Here is a 21,129-nt window from a genome sequence, read left to right as displayed (position 1 = left end):
GCTTGATGAGCCGGCACACCAGCACGATTACCGCCACTGCGGTGCGCGTCGCCGGATCGATTCCGGTAGAAGTCAGCGTGCGGCATATCGGCACCACGGACCAGGAAGCCGGGATGCGCATGGGTGAACTGTTGGTCTATGTACGCAGCCCGTTCGTTGCGGAACGAGTGGCGGACACCTGGCACATGGCAAAGCCGGTTGTGTGCGCGGCTGTGCCGCCCCGGGCGGCCGTCGGGAAGCTGCACGTACCGGTCCGCGTGGCCCTGGTTGGCACGATCGTTCGACTCGCGGGACACCCGGTCTGCACGATCGTTGGCGTGCCTGCCAGGTCTGGCCACGAACACCCGGCGCATGTGCGAATCGAGGTTGGTCCGCTCGCTTGGGAGGTCTGCGACCAGTTGGCATGGCACACCATCACCCGTGCTTGGCGACGGCTAGCGCGCATGCTGAATGAGCATGAGGAGTAGCGGAGAGCATGAGGACGACACCCGGTCTCACGCAGAGGCCGGGTGTTCGTGATGTCCGGAAAGTGCCAGCAAGATCAACTCTGTAAGTTGCGGAGAAGCCGAGACTGCGCTCGGCGGGGGAGCGACGGCAGGCCGTCGTCACCGCTTTTGGCCAGTAGAGATCATGACGATTGCTCGTTTCCTCTTCGCGTGCTGCCGCGTAGGGTTAAAGTGTGCCGCCTCAGTCGTTTGATGATTATGATGCTTTCGCAATGTGGCGAGCGCAGCCACGCTCATGGGGACCAGCAGGGCAATGGCGGATCTGGTTCGGCAGTGATGTCGTGCACGGTATTGCCGAACTGCTCGATACGCACGCCGCAACAGTGCGCAGGACATTCACGGGAAAACCTGCAGCGATCGGTTGTGTCCCCTGGTTAACGCACGTTGAGATCGCGCGCAGCCTAGCGGCGCTCTCGGCCTGCTGCATCGTGATTGATAAGAGTTGTCGACACTTGGCTGAACCACTGGCAAATGCGAGGAACGCCTTTCCCAATGTGCTTGCAGGGATGCGGAATCGCATTCCCGCAATGGAGGACGAAGATAAGGACTGGCTCACACCTTACGATCTGCCGCCCGACTACCGAGTCGGCCCGGTGCGGATGGTGGGCTGGTCAGGGAGCCAGGAGCGCAAGCCGCTCCTGCACGCAAAGCTCTTGGTCCTCGGGCAGATCACCGAGGAAGGACCCGGAGCAGAGCCGATGCGCTTCTTCCGGCCGCAGTCGGTGTGGTGGGGGAGCGCGAACTGGACTGAGCAGGCGAAGTCTCACCTTGAGATGGGCGTTTGGTGCGACGATGAAGAGCTCGCATGGCAAGCCACGCGGTTCCTCGACGATCTGATCTGCTTCTCCGAACCCTTGCGGCGATCGCCACTACGGGCGCCCTCACCCGAGCTGGTGGCGATCGCGTACCCAGATCTATCTAACGAGGAGTACGAAGCCTGGGCAGACGATCTCACTGCACAGCACAGCGAAGACATCGAGGACGAACCATAACGCGGGTTCGTTGGCTACTTCTCGACCTTCTGGCACTTCCCGCCGGACATCTCGTAGCCCGGCTTGCACACAGTGTCGGGCTTCTTCGTCGTGGACGGAGTACCACCGCCGGCCTGGTGGCCGCCGCGCCGCGTACTCGTCGGAGCACTCTTGCTCGTCTGCGAGTTTGGCGGGGTGGTCTTCGTCGTTGGTTGGCTGGCGGACCGGCAGATCCCTTCCTTGTCTCGGTGCTTGCCGTCCGGACAGGGTCCGCTCTGGTTCAGCTGGTCGGATTCGCACACACCCTTGTTGTTGTGGTGCTGGCCGGGAGGACATTGCGTGTGCTGCTGACCGCCGCCAGGAACGACACAACCACTGCTTGAAGAAGTTGCCGGACTGACGCGAACCATCCCGTTGGGGCAAGGGTCTTGGCGGTTCGGATTACCGTTGTTGTACCCAGGCCCACACTCGCCCTGCGACACCATGATCCCAGGTCGGCAACTTGGGCCGCCGGCGGGCGGTTGGTCGTAGCAATCACCGTCACCGTGACGTACCTGGCCGTCCCGACAAGGTTTGTCCTTGCAGCCGCCATGACCGTCCGGGATCTGGTTGTGGCGACACTCAACCGGCCTGAGCTTGCAATCACCGTGGTCGAGATACTCGTTATCGTCGCAGTGCGGAGTATAGCGCTGCGTAGGTGGATCAACGATGAGCTGTTGCGGCGGAGGCGGGGTTGGGGCAGGCGTAGGTGTTGGTTCACAATTGCCGAGGGCGTCTGGGTCGTTGGCTAGCTTGTCAGTTGAGGCATGGGTGTTCTTCTGTTTCCACTGTTCGATTGTCGGCATGACTCGCTCGGCAAAGGCTGGGTCTGTTGGGATATCAGAATGAAAGCTTCCGAGAAACGGGCGGGCGCCAAAGCGACACCAGAATGGTCCAGTTTTGCAGTCAAGCGCAATGGGTGTGAGTACATGACCGCCAGCCTCTGGTTTCGTTGCAGAATTTATTCCAACGAAGGGGTCTGCGGCCTCGCTCGCTTTCTGATCCTTGGGAACAAGGGCTGATCGTATTTGGCCAAACAGATTTACAGTTGTGCCGACAAGGTTGACCTGTTGGCCGGCGGCAATGTCGGTCAGTGGCAGCGTCTGCTTGTTGACATCATCGGACTTCGACGGCGCCGTGAGCGTTCCTCCGACTGGAAGTAGGTCGATATCTGGAGGGATTTTTGGAAGGTTGCTAAAGTTACCCGAGAGCTTGCCTTCTTTACCTGCCTCCATAGCTTGAAGCCCGCTACTGGCGGCAATCGTGTTGAGGTAAAATTGGACTCGAAAGTCAAGAGGCACATCTAGACCCGTCGCAGACAGCCTAGCGGCGTTAATAATCAGGTTTATCCTGTCGCGTGGCACGCCCTGCCAGGGGGTACCGGCCGAAATGATGCCGGCGATATTTTGTGCGACTGCCGGATCGATGTCCAATGAACCTTGAATCGCGAGTCCGCCCATTGAGTGGCCGACGGTGATCACTTTCTTCCCTGTGTTCTTGGCTAGACACTTAATAGCTGCGGCAACTCGTTGGGCGATGGATTTGCTATCCGAGCCGCCGTCTGTCACCCATTTTTCGTGGATGTCGCTGTAGTCCAGCCTCCCAACAACATAGTCATTCTTCTTGTTGTCGAGCTGATCGGCAAGTCCGTTATTGCCGTTCCACTGACTAGGATTGCCGAAAGGCCATGCGATACCTGGTAGACCCCAGCCGTGGACCAGGAGGACGGGCTGTTTGCCTGGTGGCACCTTGAGTGGGTTTCCCTGAGCATCGACCACCTTCGGACATGAGCAATTGGCGGCAGCCGCCGTTGCGTATGCATGAGCGGGCTCAGTCACCAGGAGTATTGCGAAGACAAGCGGGAGTGCGATCCCTATCAGCCACGCTCGCCTGACCGTCGAGGTCATGACGGGCTTGTCTCATAGAGGAGCCACTGATCATCAAGGTGAATCAGATGCAAGCTCAATGCTTCGGCGGGCTCGCCTGGCCGGGTGAGTGTGGCGTGGATGGTCGCAAGGTGCGGCCGGCCGGCCTGGTCGAGGCTGGCAATCTCCCATGTCTCGGGGGCCATCACGAGTGTCGAACCGGTAGGCAAGAGCCCGGGAGGTCGGCGAGACATGACCCGCAGGCCAGGTGGCAGCGCCGTTTCCTGGACGGCTGGATCGGCAGAGGTGAGGTTTGTCACGAGCGAGCGGAGGTCTGGTGCAGCAGGCGGGGTATTCGCGAATGGAGCGGAACCACAGCCAGCGAGTAGGGGAGCGATGTAGACAAGGAGAAGTACGAAAGTGGAGAGATTGGCCCGCTGTTTCATGGGCAACTCCTTGCGAGAGACTCAGATGATCAGTCGGGACACGAGGATGAGGAATGGTCCCCATGGAAGCCAGGAAGGTGGTGTCGTGATGTAGGTGACTAAGACCCATGTCGGTAGTTGCCACCACGGCGTGCCGTCAGGGGCTAGGGCCGTTGCGGGAACCAAGAGAGCCAGGAGGTATAACGCGCCGAGAGAAGTGACCAGACCAAAGGTGCCATGACGAAGCAAGGGGTAGTTGGCGTGCTGCCCGTGCCGGTTCCGCTTTCCGAGTAGCGATAGCCGATACGTACCTACGGAAAGATACCCTATGGAGAGAAAGCACAAGAACCAGAGCCAGGCGAGATAGTAATACATGCCGAAGACATTGATATCCTCGATTGGAGAGAGAAGGCTGATTGCCAGCAGTGGCAATGAAGCGAGTGCGAGTACCGTAAGCAACTTGCCATAGAGAAAATAGAGTATCTTCATAGCGATACTTAACGATAACCTATTTCGTTATTGCATGTCAAAAACGCATGCCTTGCTCCCGGGGTAATAGTGTTGGCGATGCCAACTTGGAGTCGCACCGAGCTGCTGCGGAAGCCCAAGGGTATTCCAGACCCCCCACGTTTAGCGATCTTGCGGTCTTGCAAACGTGAATAGTGATCCCGTCTACTCGCAGATCCTTGCTAGTCGGCGGGATACTGTTGATTTCCGCAACGTGCGTTCCAGTGCCTGTCCAGCGCGCAACGATCTAATCTGCGTGGGAGAAGATGTCTTTCAATCTCCCAGTAGCCAGCGAGTGATTCCTGGTGGGTCCGGACTGCCTCGGCGATGCCTGCTGGTCCCGGGCCAGCCTGCACGTGTGGGTCATGCAGGAGGTGATCGGCAATGAACAGCTCCTCGGCGAGCTCGTTCTTCCGGCCGTTGCGCATCTCCTAGTGGTAGCGGCGAACCACAGCTTCATCGGAGGCGTCTCATCTGTCGCCCTCCTCTCTGGAGCGCGCGGAAGTAGACACCCGTCACACGCAGCGGTCTAGGGCCGAACGGCCTAATGGGCGCAGCTGATGCGCAGCTGTAACAACAGCCAGACGGGTCCCATCCGGCATTGCGGTGCTCACCGACCCTCCTTGCAGTAGCCGTCGCCATCACCGTCACGTTCACCGGGAAGGCACGGATGCCCGCTTCTGCCCGTGCGCCGCTTGGGCGGATCAGGCTCGTTGTCCTGGTTCCGCAGATAGGTGCGGTTGCTGTCGTTTGTGACGAGCGGTTGGGGTCGCTCGAGGGCTGGGCCACAGGGCGGGCCGAACTGGCCCGTATGCAGCTGTTGTGCCATACGGATGGCTGGCGCGATTGCTTGCAGGTAGCTCGCGTTGGCTCCGCTTTCGGCGTAGAGGTCGGCGTAGCCGGCGGTCGCAAGCGTGGAACCCACGTCCTGTGCGTAGCCGGCCTGCAGATATGCCCACTGACTGCCGAATGGATCGGTGCCAGCGCCCGGATCCCGGACGAGATTCACTTGCTGGCCAACAGCGACTATGCCGTTGACCAGCTGCAGCGCCTGCTTGCCTGCGCACGTTGTGATTCCCTGGGCGAGGACGCCAGCCAGCCTGATCGTCCGGCCGTCGCTGAGTACGTAGGTTGCCGCGTCGTGGATGCGCGAGATCGTGACCAGCTCGCCGCCGGCGTAGCACCCGCGCATCCCGTCGTAGGCGGCTGGTTGGGCACTGCTGGTGTACGGACAGGGATTTGCCGGAGCCACCGGCGCGGCGCTCGTCGTGGTTGGCGTCCGGGCGGGTGCTGCAGATGACGCATCGTCGCTACCGGCGTTGCACGAGCCGACGACGACGAACAATAGGACGATGCCGGCGAGCCAACCTTTTGCCGAGCTAGACGACGACCGAGCGGCCATTGCTTCCCCAGGGGATTGATCATAGTGAGCGTCCGGTCGGATGCTCACTGGCGGTGCGATCGTCGTCACATCACGCGCAGTTGTTACCAGGAGACGGCAGCTGTACCGCGACACCACCCGAATGGCCTAGTTTAGGAATCATTTGGCGGTACGTTGGCGCGGCCACATAGAGGACACCTATTTACATCTCTGGACACGCTGTCAACGGCGCTATCTGCGATGTATGGACGAATCTCCTACGGCAAACAGCGTATAGACAAACCCGCAAAACGGCCTCGAAACGTGTTTTCTGTGAAGAGTTGGTAACGACTGGTGACGCTGGGGCGGATGCTGTGCCACTGTCCGTATCCCGGTGGGGACCCCTCGGTACGTGCGCAGCTTCGGACCCTGGCTGCCGGCTTGTTTGACCGCGTTTATGGATCGAGGCGTCATGCCTCATGAGGTTCGGGCTGGAAGGGCTCACCGTTCCACGCACTCGGCCAATCTGTGGCCGAGAGGCTTACGAGATTGAGGGGCAATAATGAGTTCAGATACGCAATTCACGGCACTCGGCCCGACAGCTATCGGTTTTCAAACACACGGCGCAAATATCAAGACGGGTGCTGATGCGTCCGGAACTGAAGATGGTGTTCGGGGCAGTTGTGGCGCGGGGTTGGGTGAGAACGGTGCGGGCGTTCGAGCGACATCTTCGGCGCCCAATGGCAACGGCGTCATCGCAGTGGCGAATAATGGAACCAATGCCTTTGGTATTTGGGCCATTGCTCGACGGGGGTTTGCTGGCAACTTCGATGGCCGTGTCCAGGTCAACGGTAGTTTGCAGGTGAACGGTGCCCTTACCGTCACGGGCGCAAAATCTGCAGCCGTTCGTGTCCGTGATGGGTCGCTGCGGCTGCTGTATGCAGTCGAAAGCCCGGAGAGCTGGTTTGAGGACTTTGGGGTCGGTGCACTGGAAAACGGGTACGCAACGGTCGAGCTTGATAGCGACTTTAGCTCAGTCCTCGCAGATGAGACATACCACGTGTTTCTCACCGAGTATGACGACAATAATGCGCTCTATGTGGCCGCGAGAACCGGCACGTCATTTGAGGTGCGCTCCAAGAATGCGTCGGCCAAGAGTCAGTTTAGCTACCGGATCGTTGGCAAGCGCCGCGACATTCCTGCCGAGCGGTTCGCAGTGGCACCGGACGAGCCCGCGCAGAAAGAGCTAATCGACGTCTCGACGAACGGGCAGGTCGCGGATTAGCTTTTTCGGTGCTACCCAGGATCGGCATGGCTTGGGTGGCTGGGCGACGATTACCTCTATAGTCACTTGCTGAAACGAATCCTCATGAATGACAGCGCACATCGAGGCGATTGCGGTGAACGGGGCGCACAGCGACCACACACCGCTTCTGTGATAGCTACCGCAATCGGGTTGTTGGTGGCGGCGCTCTCGATGGGATTGGGTGCTTTCCTCTTTAGCGGTGCGCAAAGCGATAGCACCCCGGTCGTGCATGGCTCGCCGACCGATGTGCCCACAAGGTCGACGGATACCAGGACGGGTGATGCTGGCTCGACAGGTGATGCGCAGCCACCAGCATTTGATCGAGGAGAAGCCCCAGGTGCAACGGTCGCTGGCTTGCCTCCGGTGCGACCCCATGTCGTACCACTGCCACCAGCGGCAATTGATACGCGGCTCAGCTCCTTTGTGCAGGCGTGCGATCAGGGAGTTGAGCAATGGCAGCTCGGACAGGCTGATTATCCACGCGACATGACCCTCAGCGTCAACCAGTCCGGCACCTACGTCGCAGCAGTGGATATCCGCAGTACACCGGAGGCACCAGAGCTCGTGCTGCCCGGAGTGAACGCGCAGGCCGCGCCGGTCGCTGTGCAGTGTGTGCTGAGCGCGCGGCTGGTGCCGGTGGGCGATGGTGTCGACGTGGAGGACCGCTCGTGGATCGTGCGGCAGTTCACGCCCACGGGTGTGCTCAACTGGTCGTGGTCTGTTAAAGCGCTCCAGCCGAGTGAGCACGAGCTGCGCCTCGAGCTCCAACCAGCGCTGAAGATCTCAGAGCCACGAGCCGGTGCTGAGCTCTTGCAGCGCGAGCATCCGTTCCGCGTCACGAGTTTTGTAACCAAGGTGCATGTACAAGCGACCTGGGGCCAAGCGCTCAATAAGTGGTGGAAGGAGGCCTCGCCGGTAATAGCCGCAATTGCCGCCGGGCTCAGTGCTGCAGTGCTGGCAGTGATCAAATGGAGTGGTGCGTTGGCTGACGCACTGCGCGAGACTGTGCAGAAATGGCGGGGTCAGGCTTCTGAGACGCAGCCCACTTCTCGGCAGCGGAGTTCCGCAGGACTGAGGAGTCGACGCAAGAAGAAGGACGTTGTACAACGCTGATTGGCGGCGGCGCATCGCCCATGGATGTGCCGGCGGATCGTACTGGCGGGAGCGTGCTTCGAAGTTAACGCCGATCCAGGAGCCTACTGCAGCGGCGGAAGAGCAGCGACTGCGGACCGCGCTCGCGAATTACGCGGCACCGCCGATCTTGTGCTCATTTACGTCTATCGAAGCGGAGCAGGGCGGATACTATCTGCTCTTAACCGTGCCACCGAGTCAAAATCGGCCACACGCAATTGCAGGTGAACGTGGTGAACGACCACTTTACCGGTATCCAATTCGTCGGGGTGCGGACTGTCAGTGGATGCGCGAGTATGAGATTGCTGACCTCTACCGGGACCGCTTTCAAGCGTCTGAGGTTCGCAGAGCACGGGAGAGGCGCGTTGTCGAGGAAGGTTGCAACGCGCTTGAGCGGTCCGAATTTGCCTGGACGTACGTTACGGTCACTGTCGATTATCCGGTTGAGCAACGGATTAACCGGCAGTTCGTCACTGAAGCGGACGAGTGGCGTTTGCGAAACGCTCTCCGATCGATAACGAGTGATTCGTTTGTCGGAGAGTATAGCAGGGCTATCCCTGGTCCCAGCCGTGTCATCTTTATCGAACGCCCGTACGCAGCCGGGGAGGACCCAGATGACCCACGCCATACGCATTGTGAGCTGTACACGTCTGGCGATGCGTTTGTGGCCGCAGAACTGAGACACTCCAAAGATGGCGAGCTCAACGAGTTCTTCTTCACGGACGGCACGATGTGCGCCCTCGCCATGGGGCTGAATTGGTGTTCCCATCAATCCGGGGGATGGGGGAGTGCAACTATCCACGCAGGCATTACGTATAAATCGACACCAGGCGCGCCATTAGCGAGATCTCTGCAGATTGTCGATACCGAGTGGAGTGGTCGCTCAAGATTGCAGGATACGCGAGCTGTGTCTGATTCCCCACATTTTCAGACCGTCGTGGAGCTGTCTGAAATGGCTACTATTGATGAACGAATGCGGCTCGGCTCGCTTGTACTCGGCGGAATTATGCAGTGGTTCGGCATTGCGGAGTCAAACTATATTGGTGAGGATGGGCAGGTTAACCTGGCTGCCTTCTCGCCGTACGACGTGGAACGCTGGCGGGAGCAATTCGGACCGAGATGAGGCCAGCACCCCCCAGCTAGCCGCGCCACTGGCGCCCATACCCTTCCGTGATGCGCGTGTAGGTCTGCATTACCTCGGTGGAGCCCCACGAGTGGCCGCGTTCGGCTCGTGCACACGTGCGGACGATGACCCTGGCGACCATGCCGGGGTCGTCGTTCATTGCCACGTGCCCGCAGCCGGGTAGTCGGACGAACTCCGCGCCTTGCAGTCGGTGCTCGGCGTTGATCATTTGGCTGGGAGCCATCAGCTTGTCCCGCTCTCCCCACGCCACGGTGAGGGGAACGAGTGGCTTGGGGTCGCTCCTCCATTGGAACTGGCGGGCACTGGCCATGGCTTCGTCGAACGCCGACGCGTCGCGCATGGCGGTGAGGTTGGCGAGCGCCTCGGTGGGTTCCATGCGTCTCGGGTGTTCGCAGAGCCGGGAGATGAGCAGGTTCCGCATCAGGGAGAGCTCGGCCAGCGGCGGGTCGGTAGCCAAGGAAACTCGGGCCGCGATCCGAAAGAGCCGCAGGTGTGTGATCACCCACCAGCGCTGTCTGGGCGTCCAGAACCCGGTCGGTGCCAGGGCGGTCGCGGAGGACACGATCCCCGTGGTGGTGGCGGCGATGGCGAGCATCCCACCGAGTCCGCAGCCTGCGACGTGTGGCCGGCTGACCTCGAGGTGGTCGAAGATCCGCTTGAGCGATCGGACGCCGAAGGCGCGGATACCGTCCTCGGTGGTCGTTTGGGGGATAGGGGCACGACCCAACCGTGGCAGATCCACCGCGATGACGTCGTAGCGCTCGGCAAGTTGGTCAATGACTGGCCGCCAGACTTGCCACCGTTGCCCGAGGTTATGCAGCAGCACCAAGGGCGTCCCCGTACCCCGCCGGCAGTAGTTGGACTCGACCACGCCCCAGCCCTCCGCACACACCCAGCGCCAGGCCACCGCTGCCCGTCGCGCGCGGCAATGTACTCGCATCATCTGATCGATACGAGCTCGTTAAACGCTCAACTATAGATGTGGCGTAAGTGACTTCTTCACAGCTACTTGCGAGCGGCCATTCGCTCTGTGACTCCAACGGTATTGCCGCTGGTCGTCCGGTGCGGTAGCGTCCGCTTACCCCGCCCCTGGGATAACCATACAGCTGCTAGTCAGGTCCTCGTGGCCGGCTCAAGTAGAGAGGTTATTTTCGGGGTGTTGGTCGAATCTCTTCTCGCTGCGCCGTCGGGCTCCGCGCTGGCACTCGAACCGTCCAGCGGGGCAGCGGTCGCAAGCGCAATCATCGGTGGCCTGGCGCTCGTCACCACGGTGGTGTTCGGAGTCCTCGGCCACCGGCGTCCGAAGGGCACGGTCGGCTGGTCGCTTCGGCGCGCTGGCAAGAGCCGCTACATCCTCGAGCAGACGGGGACGGCTGCGGCATACAGTGTCGAGGTCGAGGTCACGCGGGGCGGTCCAACCGCCGGCGAGACGGCATTCGCCGTGTTTGCGGCTGGCCAGCAGGAGCCCTATCTCATCACATACGGCTTTGGGGAGCCAGCCCGGGTGATCGTGCGCTGGGCGAGGCGGGCGAAGGGCAGGCGGCGGGAGGTGTGGTCAACGGGCTTGCCGGCTTAGCCCCGTCGAGTTCAGGTGGCTGCCCCGGAAATCTCTTCCCCGATGGCTTACAGCGCTGCTGACAGATCTCCTCCTTGGCGTAGGTTGGTACGAAGACGCCCGGCAATCCCAGATAGCCTGCAAAATAGCATACTTATTGCTCCAATCGCTTGATCGCGATTGCGCAGGCACGTTACGCGGTGCGTTGTAATTACTCCGCAGAGCTTGTCACGCTGAGCCGAGCGAGCGAAGTTGTGCAACGCGTGTCCACTACCTAGTTGTGTCTTGCTGCAATTTATGGATGCGAAGCGCAGCTGAGGACCGCTGGTGATTCACGTCAGAGGCTATTACCGACGAGATGGTACGTGGGTCCGGGCACACGAGCGCCGAGGCACTGGCCGGCGAGGGAGCCGGACGCGAGCGCAAACCTCGAACTGGTCCGGAGTTCCAGCGCAGCGCCACCGCTCCTCGCCACCGCCCCGGCCGTCAATGCCTGAGAAGCTCCGGCAGAAGCTCCTCGACGAGGCCAAAGTAAAAGCAGCTGCGGATTTTTGTGCTGATGTCTTCAAAGATGGCGCTGTTGAAGCTACGGCCGAGCGAGTCGCGGACCATGTGACCAAAGAAACCTGGAACCGGCTCAAGCGAAAGTGGCGGCGAGGGCGCTGCCGCTGGCTGAACGAGATGGCAAAGATCGTGCTTGCCGGCAAGGCTAAATATCATGAGTTAGGTGCAACAGCCATCACCAAGATGCTGAGACTCGTGATCGGCCATAAAGCGGAAAGTGCCTTTGTGCGGGAACTGGCCACTAATCTGCCGCTGCCTGGCGATGCCAAATTTGTGGCCGTGGCGCAGGGGATTCGGATTATCGGCATTTGGCTCTGCGTTGTTGAATATAGTTCACCCGAGCGGTGCTTCTGCTTCGAGGCGCTCGCGCTGCAGTATGGGAAAGAGGCGACCAAGAGCCTGTTGATTGCGGAGGGTGAGCTCTGGACGAAACAGGCGGGTTGGAACAGGCTGACGTAGCGGTTCGGCTGGTGGCTTGCGCGCTCGCTCGCGCCTCGAATCCCGAGCGCTAGCCGGTCACGCGCACGACAGCCAGTTTCGCCCGCTCGAAGCTGAACTGCTCGGGTGGGATCGCAGTCAGGAGGGCATCGGCCTGCCGGAGGATGTCTGCGACCTGGCCGTCAGGCTGGTTCGGCGCCATCTTGGTCAATCGGTGGGTGAGCTGCTCGTCGTAGAACAGCATGGGCAGTTCCTGCTGCGCACCTAACTGGGCAAAGTCTGCGCGCTGGCCTGCCTGTTCAGCGTTGATAAAGGTCTCCAGGGCAAGAGGCCTGCCTGGTTGGTCGTAGAGGGTCAGCACCGTCCGGATGACCGGTGCGGCTGGGTGGCTGAAGAGCTCGTGGCCCGGCAGCTTGATCACGAAGGCTGTCCCTCGGTGGTCGGATGCAGCAGAAAGGCGGTTTCCCTTGAATGCTTGGCGGTTTACCAAGGGAGACAAATTGCGAAATTCATGCTATAAATGAAGTCAATGAAGGTAGCAAATCATAAGTCGCGTCAGTGGGATACTGTTGATCGAGTTGTTGGAAGTCGAGAGGACATCACGGGAGCAGGCAAGAGGGCGTTGTGCGTCGAGTGTCAAAGGCCAGTCTTCACATCTGATGGGACCCCTGATGACGTGCCCGTGATATGCAACGTTTGTTTTGGTAATATTCCCGACTCTGAGATACTCAAGGATGTGCCGGCAGATATCGAGTTTGCAAGTGCTGCGCAACTAATACGTCTTCTTCAAATCTATGATGTTCATCCGCCACACACGACACTATCTGAACTGCAGAAGAAGGCGCGTAGGCGGGGTGTTTCCGTTAAGGTCGTTGCGAGGGACGAGATAGTTGCGGCTGTTAAGCAGGCGATGCGTAAGTCATCCGGTGGTAAATGATAGAGGCGACGCTGGGCGAACCTTGATCGTGCATCCTGGCCAGTGCGTGCGGAGTTCTTGTTGAACCTGCGACTGAAAGATGATGTAAGCGGCAGTCTCGAGAGGGGCACCCATGCGCTCGGCTGATTCGCGCAGAACCTTGGACCGAGGGAACGAAAGCTCTGCCTCGTAGGAGTACAACGGTTCGCTTTGCTCTTGCGTCCAGACCTCGATGAGAAACTTGACCGCGAGAGGCTGCTCCCGGACGTGGGTCATGTCGCCTTCTCACTCTCCGGTTTCGCGGCAGTCATATCGCTTGCATGTTGGGGATCGACAAGTTCGGCCGCCTCGTTAATCGCATTCTGTAGTTTCTCGACAGTGAGTTTCCCTCCGTGCGCGGCCACGATCTGTGTGAGAGACGTGCCCTTGCCAAGCCAACGAAGTACGACGGCAATGCAAAGGTCGGTGCCTCGGACAACCAGGTGACCTTGCTGATTAAGATTGAGATATTCATGGTTTACCGTAGAGCTGATCATGCGTGCCTAAAAAATGGAAGGTGACGACTTGCTCGCTGCCTGTGGTGACGATGCGATAGACGGCACGCCAGTCGGATGTCACGTTGATGCTGCGAAAACCGGCGTAGCGATCTCTGAGCGAATGGTTATGTAGTGACTCATGGTGTGGATCGGTAACAAAGACTTGGATTGCATCGGCAAAGGCAAACCGCACTGCCCGTGGCGAGGCCTTGAGTTGGGTACGGAAATTAGGAGTAGTTTCAATGATGGGATCGGTTAGTAGTTTCATCGGCGTCAGCTAGCTCACGAAAGTACTTGATAGCAGCAGTCGGCGATTTGAACCGAATCACTCGGCCTGCTTTGATGTCCTCATCAGCTTTTCGCATCTGCTCGATCATCCACTTGCTTGGTATCTCGTCAAGGAGGTCCGAGTCGATTTTCTTAGTGCGGCCAACCTGATCAAGCACTCGGTTAACAAGTGTGCTGAGTGAAATGCCAAACGACTCGGCCACCTTCGTAGCCTTGTCGCGAACTGCTGTATCAGTTTTAATGTGAAGTGTTGTTGCTGCCATATACTCGCACTATAAACAATTGACCGCCTAATGTCAACGTCGGATCGGCGAAGAATGCGGCCCTTTGCGGGCGTGTATTTCGACGTTTCACAAAACCGGCCATTTGGGGCATCGAGGCTAAGTCTTCCTACTTCCGAGAATCACAAGGTTCTCCTCTGCCGTCCACGCGCATAAGAAAAAGGTGTCCGGGACGATGGGGGAGAAATCCTTGATTCTCGGAAGTATTGGGAATATACTCATACTATAATATATGCTTAGAGAACAATTACCACTGTTTCGTGTTGGTGGGTTGAAGCGGGTAGTTCTCCAGCAAGTTCGGCCGGTGGTGAAGCCGACAGGGGAGAGCACCATCCTGACCACGCTGTCGGCCTATCTGGTGCACTTGGGCAGCAGTTACGCCCCCAAGACCGTGAAGACGTACGCCGGCGATGTCCAGGATCTGGCGCTGTTCCTCCGAGGCCGGGAGCTGGAGGACATCACCCTCGGGGACTTGCAGGACTGGCGGGCACGACTCGTGGCAGGTCGAAGCAGGCCGGTGGGGGAGAAGACGATGACGCGCAAGCTCAGCGCGGTCATCAACTACTTCGGGTGGCTCCGCAGCACGGGAGCCATCCAGAAGGACCCCAGCGCGTCGTTGATGAACGGCCGCGTTCAGTCCCCGCTACCGGGCTACCTGTATGACAGCCAGGTCGAGCAGCTCTACCAGGTGGCCAGCGGCGATCCACGGACCTACCTCCTAGTGCTGCTGTTCATCGAGACCGGGATGAAGAGCAGCGAGCTGTACAGGCTGACCAGAGCGGACGTGGATACGTCGGACCCCTACAACCCGGAGCTCTGGATCAGGCACGTTGGCAAGGCGACGAGGAAGGACCGCAAGGTCACGCTGCCTGCACGGTTTGTGGGTGTCTGCGAGGCGTACTTGGAGCAGTACACGGTCACGGATGTGCTGTTTCCGTTCACCGACCGCTTCGGCCGGCTGTTGTTCACGCAGCTCAAGGAGCGTAGCGGCATTCAGAGGGACCTGACGCCCAAGACCTTGCGACACACCCATGTCGTCCGGGCGTATCGACGGGGTGACGATTTGGACGCGGTATTTGATCGGATCGGACTGGCGCAGGGATCGCGAGAGGAAGCGCGCGAGCTGTATTCGCGGTTGGCGAGTAAGGGGATGTAGGTCGCGCGGTGTAGGTGAGCTGGCAGCTCACCGCAGTCCGGGCTTCCTCGGGAGTCACAGTTTTGTGTCAAGTGCTCTCGCTGGGCCGTTCTACTCTGGACGGCATTCCACGAAAGGTGTCTACTTCACCCGTTCACCAGTTCGGTTCGCCAGCTTGAATGATCTCCGGTAAGAGCTTCCTCCACAAGGCGCGATTAAGTGATCGACAACTGAGCTCGATCAACTGCAATGGAGTATGTCATGGGTAAGGCGTTGACGTGCTGGCGCAATATCAGAACGGTTTTGAACAGTGCAGTTGTGGCAATGGCCATCATCGTCTCTACGACATCGTCGGGGGTGTACGTGTCGAGGCCAGCAGAAATGGCGAGCGTGATTCCTGCGGCGGTGATCGTTGATTCCCCGGAACAAACATGGCCGAATACATGGACACCGCCAGATGATCCCAACGTAATTGCTCAATTCTTTGCCTGGCTCAATGCATGCGTTGAGGGTCAGCTTGATTTCGACCCGGGTTGCAGGGAGGCGGCAACCGACCTATCCCTGATCGGCGTAGGGGTCGACGATGTCGTGGAGTGTGCACAGCACGCCGCTGAGGCGGTAGCGGCGGGTAAACCAGGTAAAGCGTTGGGGTGTCTCGAATCCGCCGCGCAGGCAGCATTTCAAGCGTGGGAGTCATCGCATGGTCATGGCGGTTGAGCCGAGCTTTAAAATGTTTTCGATTCGTATTGACAGAAATGTCCATTTTGCCGCATAGTAAAAGTGTATGATACGTACTCGGCGCTTTCTGTGGCTTCTCTTGCCGATCGTGCTGTGGTTATCTCATATCCTGGACACCGTCCTATTCGTCGGTATCGCGTTAGCGGTGGTGTTCTGGATTTGCATTCACCGGTATCCGACCCGTGGAAGCCTGTTGACTTTTCTCGTATTATTGCAGATGGGTGTCGTCATTTTCTTGGCTTGGGGACTAGTTCTTAGCGGCAGAGTTGAGCTTCGCTGGTATTTTGCTATCTTGATTCTCGAAGCCATCTGCCTTGTAGGCATTTGGCGGTGGAAGAGATTTGCTGCGTTGCTCTTGATTATGCTCCTGGTGGCGGATGCCGTCAGAGGAAACTTTGTTGGAGGCAATGCGTTCGGCTCGCTTAGAGGGCCGGGCTTGGAAGACTTACAGGCGCTCGTCCTGGGCGTAGGCTGGATTGGGCTCTGGATTGCCGCGTGTAAGCGAAAGTGGTCCCAGTTCACGTGATGATCTGTGACGTCCTCACTTTGTCTAGGCCTACAGAAATGACAAGAGGTGAGGGGCATGTCGGAGAAGGTCCGGTTTACGACGCTACTTGCGCGTGTACCCTACCCTCGTGTATCGAACGACCTCGAGATGTCGGAAGTGCCTTGCCGCAAACTCCACAGGTAAGCCTCTGTTTGTTCATCGAACAGGCGCCATATCCAGGCGTTCAGTTCGTGACACATGTCGTCTATTTCTGCAAATGTCATAAGCATTGTCAGTATAGCATAGTTATCAACGGGTTGATCACGTCGCACAATATTTAATTTACGGCGTTTCGCTAGCCTCGAAATCTTACAAAAGTACCAAGATGACGTTGCGGGAGTCCTATAACTCGCTGATTCTGGCGCTATAAGGACGTTGATTAGCGAATGGGCTTTAGGACCTTTTCAATGTCATCCGCTGGCAGTATCTCCCAATGCGCTTTTCTTCTCGAGCCTCTGTTGGCGATCCTACCTGCACGCCGTAGGTCTTCGATGTGCTGCTGTACGGTGTAGTAACCCACGTTCACCGCCGTTGCGACATCGGCAAATCTCGCAAGCGGATTCTTGCTGAGATACTGCACAATTACTGCTTTGGTTTCACCACGAGCTCGAAGCATTGTATGGAAATTATACCAAAAATGGTCTGAATCAACCGTCCATTAAACGGTGGCTTTGGGGACTTTCCCAGTGATGCAAGTCAGGACTTTTGAGGGGTTCACCCCAAGAGGACAATGGCGTATACTCGCAAGATGTGAATACAGCCGAACGAATAGAAGCGCTACTAGGTAGTTACGATTCCTGTGACCTCGAGTGCGACGGCATGACGCGCATCTTTTCGACAATTCTGTTGCAGCATGGTATTCCGCATGACCCGTACTTCGGAAGGATCATTTACGAGCCTTCTAGCGTAGAGGTGGTCCACTACTGGATCAGACTCCGGGACGGACTGATGGTTGACTACCGTGCCCGCATGTGGCTCGGTGACAGTCAGGATGTCCCGCACGGTGTCTTCCGCGCAGAAGACTACGAGCAGGTTCGTTATGAGGGCCAGTCCATCGAGTTGCTTCCACTTTCCGATAATCTTTTTAGAGTATTAGTGAAACTTTGACCGATAAAGGGTCTGTCGCCAAGCACTGTGACGGTAACGCCAACCATGTCGGAGATTCTTACTCAGTTGAGTACCAAATGTGGTTCTTGGTCTCCACGAGGCCGAGCGTGCGTGGGTGGAGACACCGGTCCTCCTCCAGGTGGGTGTCGAACAGATCCACGTTGTCCCAGGTTCGGTGACATCTGGCGCAGTGGGCTCGACTCTCGCCGGCCCACGTAGCTGAGCACCCGCCGCACCGGATCGCTAGCAGGTGCTGGTAGCCGGCCACGCGCGGGAGCGTACGGCACCAGGCCGACGCTGCCTGACGGCTTCAGCGGCTGTCCATCGGCGGCTCATCAGTGATTGTCGGTACGTCGAGATGCCGCTATTCCTGCTGGTCAAAGGTTCAAGGGCTCCCAGATCGACTCTAGCAAGATCAACTGACGCTTCTGGAGTGATCGGATGTTGGCTTGGCGCAAACGAAGGGACATTTGAGGCTCTGATCGGCTGCTGTGGCTCGTGGTAACAGCGGCGCGGGTCACTCCGATAGCCAAGAGCCCTCACGTGTCGCTAAGGGAGGCGCCAGATGCCTGAACCCGTCGGAAACCCGCCGCAGGACGTCATTGACGAGCTCGCCGGCGTGGAACGTGCGGGCCTTCGATCGGGTCAATCCGAAGTGGCGATCGAGAGTGGGGGGACAGCCCGTTCCGAGATCACAGCAATGTGCGCTGCATTGCGGAGATCGTTCGTCGCTTCGACGTCGTCGCGATCCAGGAGGTTCGCCGGAGCGCCTCGGCCTTCCTCGAGATGATGGCGGCGCTGAGGGAGGGGGATGGGCGTTCATGGTGACGGACGTGGCCGAGGGCAAGGCAGAGCACTGACGCACAACTCGTGACCGTCTGTCTAGGTTGTAAGTTGCTCGGCCTGGGGGATGACGGTGATGCGCATCCAGTCTAGGTAGTTACGTAACAGCAGAAGGACCTCCTGTCCTTGGCGAGCACCGGCGCTGAGGAGCCAACGGGTCGTAGCAGCTTGCGCCGCGACCGTCTGTGCACGTTCAACAGTCGCACCTGACCTTTCATCTCCGCTCACGGTGTCATCGGCCGAGGCTTGGTCGATGACATGCCTGGCGTGGTGGACGTACTTCTGGTCTTCGCCTCGCTCGAACTCGGCTAGTGCTCCCATGAGGTGGAAGACAAGCTTGCCGCCGCTGGTGGCGGTGCCCAGGTGCTCCCTGAGGCTGCGGAACTCGACACCACGCTCTGAGAGCCCGTTGAGCGTGTCGATGAGGTGCCGGAGGCTGCCTAACCGGTCCAGTCGCCAGACGACCACTGTGTCTCCAGGACGGGCGAAGGAGAGTGCTTGGGTGAGACCTGGACGTTCGGTCGTGCTGCCCGATGCGGTGTCGGTGAAGATGCGCTCGCATCCGGCCTTGGTGAGGTCGTCTTGCTGGAGGTCAAGCGTTTGGTCGTGTGTTGAAACTCGGGCGTAGCCAATCAGCATAGTTCGGTTAGTGTTTTGAAGGCTTGTGCAGTAGCTCTGTCTCAAGTGCTTCGAGACGAGCTTCGTGGTTATCCAGTTTGGTGAAGACTGGGTCACCGAGTATCTCTGCGAGATCTTTGACGCTGTGTTCAAGACCAGAAATTCGTGAAGACAGCTCACTGCGAACCTCGTCTATCTGATCCCGCTGTGCGTCGAGGCGTTCGTGAATTGGCCCGACTTCGGCCTTCAGGAGCTCCCTCAACTGTGCTATCTGTTCTTCGGTAAACATAGTCTGCGTTGTTAGTTATATGCTATTCCGAAAATAAATGCAATCAGCAACATCCCAAAACTCGCGGAATTTGGCAAATACAAGGACGTTGATTTTGAGACGACTTGAGGGACGCTCCGGCCTATTTGCGGGGTTCACTTTCGACAGGGTGATAGGAGAGTCCTAGAAACGGACGTTTGTGACACAACAGTCTTCGAGACAAAACTTCTTACACAACGCGGCGAAGAGATGTCGTAAAATCAAGGCACATGAAAAGCAAATCCACTGAACCACAGTTGCCAAAGATGAGTATACAGGAAGCTGTTGATTGGCTCGACGCAATATATAAGAAATTTGGCCGAGACAACATACCAGTCGACGCCATCCCGCCTGATGTTCTCGAGGCGCTGCAACTCTATGGACTAGCGAAAACGCGAACCAATTAAACAAATCCCCCTCGCCGTCTGAGGATATTGTGATCGGCTACAATGAATCATGAGTTACAAAAACCGTCGTTTTAGGGAACTAGACCTTACAAGCTAAACCGAACATCCTCGATGTCTGCGTGGATCTGTTCGATAACTGCCTTCTTGGCACTGTCATTTCGCGCAGCTTCGAAAAGCTTCTCGACTGCCGCCTTTAGATCGTCGATTAGTAGTAGCAGGGCAGTGTTTAGAACCGTCACTCTATTTTGAAGCTGGCCGTAATGAAACTTCATATGCTGTTCGCGGGGAAGTTCTTTTTCGGTCCAGTGAATGAGCCAGCTGTAGGCCATGTCTTTGTTAGCACTGTGCATGCGGATCGGCGTTCCGGTGTGCATCAGCGTGTGACGCCACATCTTAATCAACATTTTTGCAGGATCTGCTTCTACTCCGAACCAGGTAGTGAGAGTATCCCGCATGCGGGCAGTTTGAGTGTTCTGATGGCCGGCGTCATAGCATGACAACCTATCTAGCAAACCCATCGTGTTCATCATGAAGCCGTAAAGAGCGTGTCGGAAGCCGTGAAGTTTCTCGTCCCCATGGTGAGGTAGAACTTGCTCTTCGTACACAAGTTGGGCCTGTGAGCGCAGGCTGTCCACTTCGTCGAGGAACCAGCTCTCGATCTCCTCAAAGGTCGACATGCTGCCTCGCTTCATGGGACGGTGACTTCTGGGTGATTTGATGAGATACTACCAGCACGTCAGAATCGTGCCCGGCGGTGTCTGGAGATAGTTCCGATAAACCACGCTATGTCCGGTATCACGTATTTCTCCTGGTCAGAGCGTTAGAAGCCCTCAGATCGCTTCTAACAAGATCAACGAGTTTCTCTGGTGTGTTGGTATCCCCCGAGGAGCGCTTCTTCAGCCAGATAGCTCGCATGAGTGCGCGCCTGCGGTAGACCCCATCGAGAACCCCAACACGTGATCCTTCCTAACAAGATCAATCGAGGTCACCAATGCTCCACTCCCCGGGTGGGGGAGATGCAGCGGCCGCGCGGTGGGTCGGCTGCGTTCTCTCCTACCGGACGGCTTCCGACCCGGTTCCCGATGCTGTCGTCGATGCCCTTAATGGTCGAGTCCCTTAGTCGGGGTGGCGGAATCCACGAAGGCCGACAAGCCAGGTGGAGGTGCTTGCAGTGAAGAGTTGGTAACGACTGCTGCCAGTGAGGTTTGTGGTGTGGGAGCCTGCCGCTGCGGCGCGGCTTGTTCTGGCCAAGAGCCTGAGTGGCTCAAAAGGAGTGCAACGATGACTCTCAACTCACTCGGAGTGGTCGTCACAACGGCCTTGATGCTCTTAGTGGCACCAGGCCCATACGCAAATGCAGACCCGAGTGGTCACTGCGGTCATAATAGCGAAGCTCCAACATATATCGGCTACACGATGGAACAGGGTGCGGAAGCCCCTGCACAAGACAAAGTTCCAGGACATGCAGTTGTTGGTTGGCCAACAGAGATGACAAGGAACAAAGGTGCACATGTTGTTGGACCTGGCGGGGCTGACCAGTGGAAAAACGAAGGTGGCGTGCAGAAATATCTGGTCGATGGCTGGCCTCCTACAGA

At 58.2% G+C, this 21,129-nt stretch carries 22 protein-coding genes; 11 read left to right on the top strand and 11 right to left on the bottom strand.

All coding sequences use genetic code 11. From position 1 onward, the window contains the following. Nucleotides 1-5 precede the first annotated feature (5 nt). Nucleotides 6-467: a hypothetical protein gene (locus ABEB12_RS12980; protein ID WP_185061592.1), complete on the top strand. Its 462-nt coding sequence runs from the start codon at nt 6-8 to the stop codon at nt 465-467. A 212-nt stretch (nt 468-679) separates the two neighbouring features. Then, nucleotides 680-1,498, top strand: a complete 819-nt coding sequence (locus ABEB12_RS12975; RefSeq protein WP_185061593.1) for a hypothetical protein — start codon at nt 680-682, stop codon at nt 1,496-1,498. Between the two features lie 14 nt (nt 1,499-1,512). Here the strand turns inward: ABEB12_RS12975 and ABEB12_RS12970 are convergent, their stop codons facing one another. The 3 genes from ABEB12_RS12970 to ABEB12_RS12960 form a co-directional block, all read right to left on the bottom strand. Next, nucleotides 1,513-3,354, bottom strand: a complete 1,842-nt coding sequence (locus tag ABEB12_RS12970) for a lipase/acyltransferase domain-containing protein (RefSeq protein ID WP_185061594.1) — start codon at nt 3,352-3,354, stop codon at nt 1,513-1,515. Nucleotides 3,355-3,848: 494 nt separating this feature from the next. Further along, the gene (locus ABEB12_RS12965; protein WP_185061595.1) at nt 3,849-4,295 is read right to left on the bottom strand and encodes a hypothetical protein; all 447 of its coding nucleotides are present in this window, start codon (nt 4,293-4,295) and stop codon (nt 3,849-3,851) included. 628 nt (nt 4,296-4,923) lie between these two features. Further along, nucleotides 4,924-5,658, bottom strand: coding sequence for a hypothetical protein (locus ABEB12_RS12960; protein ID WP_185061596.1), 735 nt, complete (start codon nt 5,656-5,658; stop codon nt 4,924-4,926). Between the two features lie 577 nt (nt 5,659-6,235). Between ABEB12_RS12960 and ABEB12_RS12955 the strand changes: the two genes are divergently transcribed. The 3 genes from ABEB12_RS12955 (at nt 6,236) to ABEB12_RS12945 (ending at nt 9,233) form a co-directional block, all read left to right on the top strand. Continuing rightward, nucleotides 6,236-6,958, top strand: coding sequence for a hypothetical protein (locus ABEB12_RS12955; protein ID WP_185061597.1), 723 nt, complete (start codon nt 6,236-6,238; stop codon nt 6,956-6,958). 507 nt (nt 6,959-7,465) lie between these two features. Continuing rightward, a complete protein-coding gene (locus ABEB12_RS12950) occupies nt 7,466-8,092 on the top strand; it encodes a hypothetical protein (protein ID WP_185061598.1) in 627 nt (208 codons plus the stop codon). Nucleotides 8,093-8,396: 304 nt separating this feature from the next. Beyond that, nucleotides 8,397-9,233 carry a hypothetical protein gene (locus ABEB12_RS12945; protein ID WP_185061599.1) on the top strand — a complete coding sequence of 279 codons (837 nt, stop codon included), beginning with the start codon at nt 8,397-8,399 and terminating at the stop codon, nt 9,231-9,233. A gap of 16 nt (nt 9,234-9,249) precedes the next feature. On the opposite strand, the gene ABEB12_RS12940 is transcribed toward ABEB12_RS12945, so the two are convergent. Further along, nucleotides 9,250-10,080 (bottom strand): alpha/beta fold hydrolase, encoded by an 831-nt coding sequence (locus ABEB12_RS12940; RefSeq protein ID WP_185061600.1) that lies wholly within the window; start codon nt 10,078-10,080, stop codon nt 9,250-9,252. A 333-nt stretch (nt 10,081-10,413) separates the two neighbouring features. Between ABEB12_RS12940 and ABEB12_RS12935 the strand changes: the two genes are divergently transcribed. Further along, complete coding sequence (locus tag ABEB12_RS12935; RefSeq protein WP_185061601.1) at nt 10,414-10,830, top strand: hypothetical protein; 417 nt, start codon at nt 10,414-10,416, stop codon at nt 10,828-10,830. A gap of 468 nt (nt 10,831-11,298) precedes the next feature. Further along, nucleotides 11,299-11,832 (top strand): hypothetical protein, encoded by a 534-nt coding sequence (locus ABEB12_RS12930; protein WP_185061602.1) that lies wholly within the window; start codon nt 11,299-11,301, stop codon nt 11,830-11,832. Between the two features lie 49 nt (nt 11,833-11,881). Here ABEB12_RS12930 and ABEB12_RS12925 read toward each other — a convergent pair whose 3' ends face one another. The 3 genes from ABEB12_RS12925 to ABEB12_RS12915 all read right to left on the bottom strand — a co-directional run bounded on the left by ABEB12_RS12925 (nt 11,882) and on the right by ABEB12_RS12915 (nt 13,814). After that, a complete protein-coding gene (locus ABEB12_RS12925; protein WP_185061603.1) occupies nt 11,882-12,232 on the bottom strand; it encodes a hypothetical protein in 351 nt (116 codons plus the stop codon). 1,005 nt (nt 12,233-13,237) lie between these two features. Beyond that, nucleotides 13,238-13,531: a type II toxin-antitoxin system mRNA interferase toxin, RelE/StbE family gene (locus tag ABEB12_RS12920; protein WP_185061604.1), complete on the bottom strand. Its 294-nt coding sequence runs from the start codon at nt 13,529-13,531 to the stop codon at nt 13,238-13,240. Continuing rightward, nucleotides 13,503-13,814, bottom strand: a complete 312-nt coding sequence (locus tag ABEB12_RS12915; RefSeq protein WP_185061605.1) for a type II toxin-antitoxin system RelB/DinJ family antitoxin — start codon at nt 13,812-13,814, stop codon at nt 13,503-13,505. Before ABEB12_RS12915 ends, ABEB12_RS12920 begins: the two co-directional genes overlap by 29 nt. 322 nt (nt 13,815-14,136) lie before the next feature. On the opposite strand from ABEB12_RS12915, the gene ABEB12_RS12910 reads away from it, so the two are divergent. The 4 genes from ABEB12_RS12910 (at nt 14,137) to ABEB12_RS12895 (ending at nt 17,359) form a co-directional block, all read left to right on the top strand. Continuing rightward, a complete protein-coding gene (locus ABEB12_RS12910; protein WP_185061606.1) occupies nt 14,137-14,988 on the top strand; it encodes a tyrosine-type recombinase/integrase in 852 nt (283 codons plus the stop codon). 240 nt (nt 14,989-15,228) lie between these two features. Beyond that, entirely contained in the window at nt 15,229-15,684 is a 456-nt protein-coding gene (locus ABEB12_RS12905; RefSeq protein WP_185061607.1) for a hypothetical protein, read from the top strand. Between the two features lie 100 nt (nt 15,685-15,784). Next, complete coding sequence (locus ABEB12_RS12900) at nt 15,785-16,231, top strand: hypothetical protein (protein WP_185061608.1); 447 nt, start codon at nt 15,785-15,787, stop codon at nt 16,229-16,231. A gap of 771 nt (nt 16,232-17,002) precedes the next feature. Further along, on the top strand, nt 17,003-17,359 hold the full coding sequence (locus ABEB12_RS12895) for a hypothetical protein (RefSeq protein ID WP_221498143.1): 357 nt from the start codon (nt 17,003-17,005) through the stop codon (nt 17,357-17,359). Between the two features lie 58 nt (nt 17,360-17,417). Here ABEB12_RS12895 and ABEB12_RS42100 read toward each other — a convergent pair whose 3' ends face one another. The 4 genes from ABEB12_RS42100 to ABEB12_RS12880 form a co-directional block, all read right to left on the bottom strand. Further along, a complete protein-coding gene (locus tag ABEB12_RS42100; RefSeq protein WP_425572241.1) occupies nt 17,418-17,627 on the bottom strand; it encodes an FDXHR family putative zinc-binding protein in 210 nt (69 codons plus the stop codon). Nucleotides 17,628-18,241: 614 nt separating this feature from the next. Continuing rightward, entirely contained in the window at nt 18,242-18,841 is a 600-nt protein-coding gene (locus ABEB12_RS12890; RefSeq protein WP_185061609.1) for a recombinase family protein, read from the bottom strand. A gap of 7 nt (nt 18,842-18,848) precedes the next feature. After that, nucleotides 18,849-19,109: a hypothetical protein gene (locus ABEB12_RS12885; protein ID WP_185061610.1), complete on the bottom strand. Its 261-nt coding sequence runs from the start codon at nt 19,107-19,109 to the stop codon at nt 18,849-18,851. Between the two features lie 511 nt (nt 19,110-19,620). After that, complete coding sequence (locus tag ABEB12_RS12880) at nt 19,621-20,211, bottom strand: hypothetical protein (protein WP_185061611.1); 591 nt, start codon at nt 20,209-20,211, stop codon at nt 19,621-19,623. Nucleotides 20,212-21,129: the final 918 nt, after the last annotated feature.

Source organism: Actinospineispora eucalypti (assembly GCF_039543365.1).
In the GTDB taxonomy this organism is placed as follows: Bacteria; Actinomycetota; Actinomycetes; order Mycobacteriales; family Pseudonocardiaceae; genus Pseudonocardia; species Pseudonocardia eucalypti.
The sequence above is the reverse complement of the archived record's forward strand: the minus strand, read 5'-3'. Positions and strand labels throughout refer to the sequence as shown.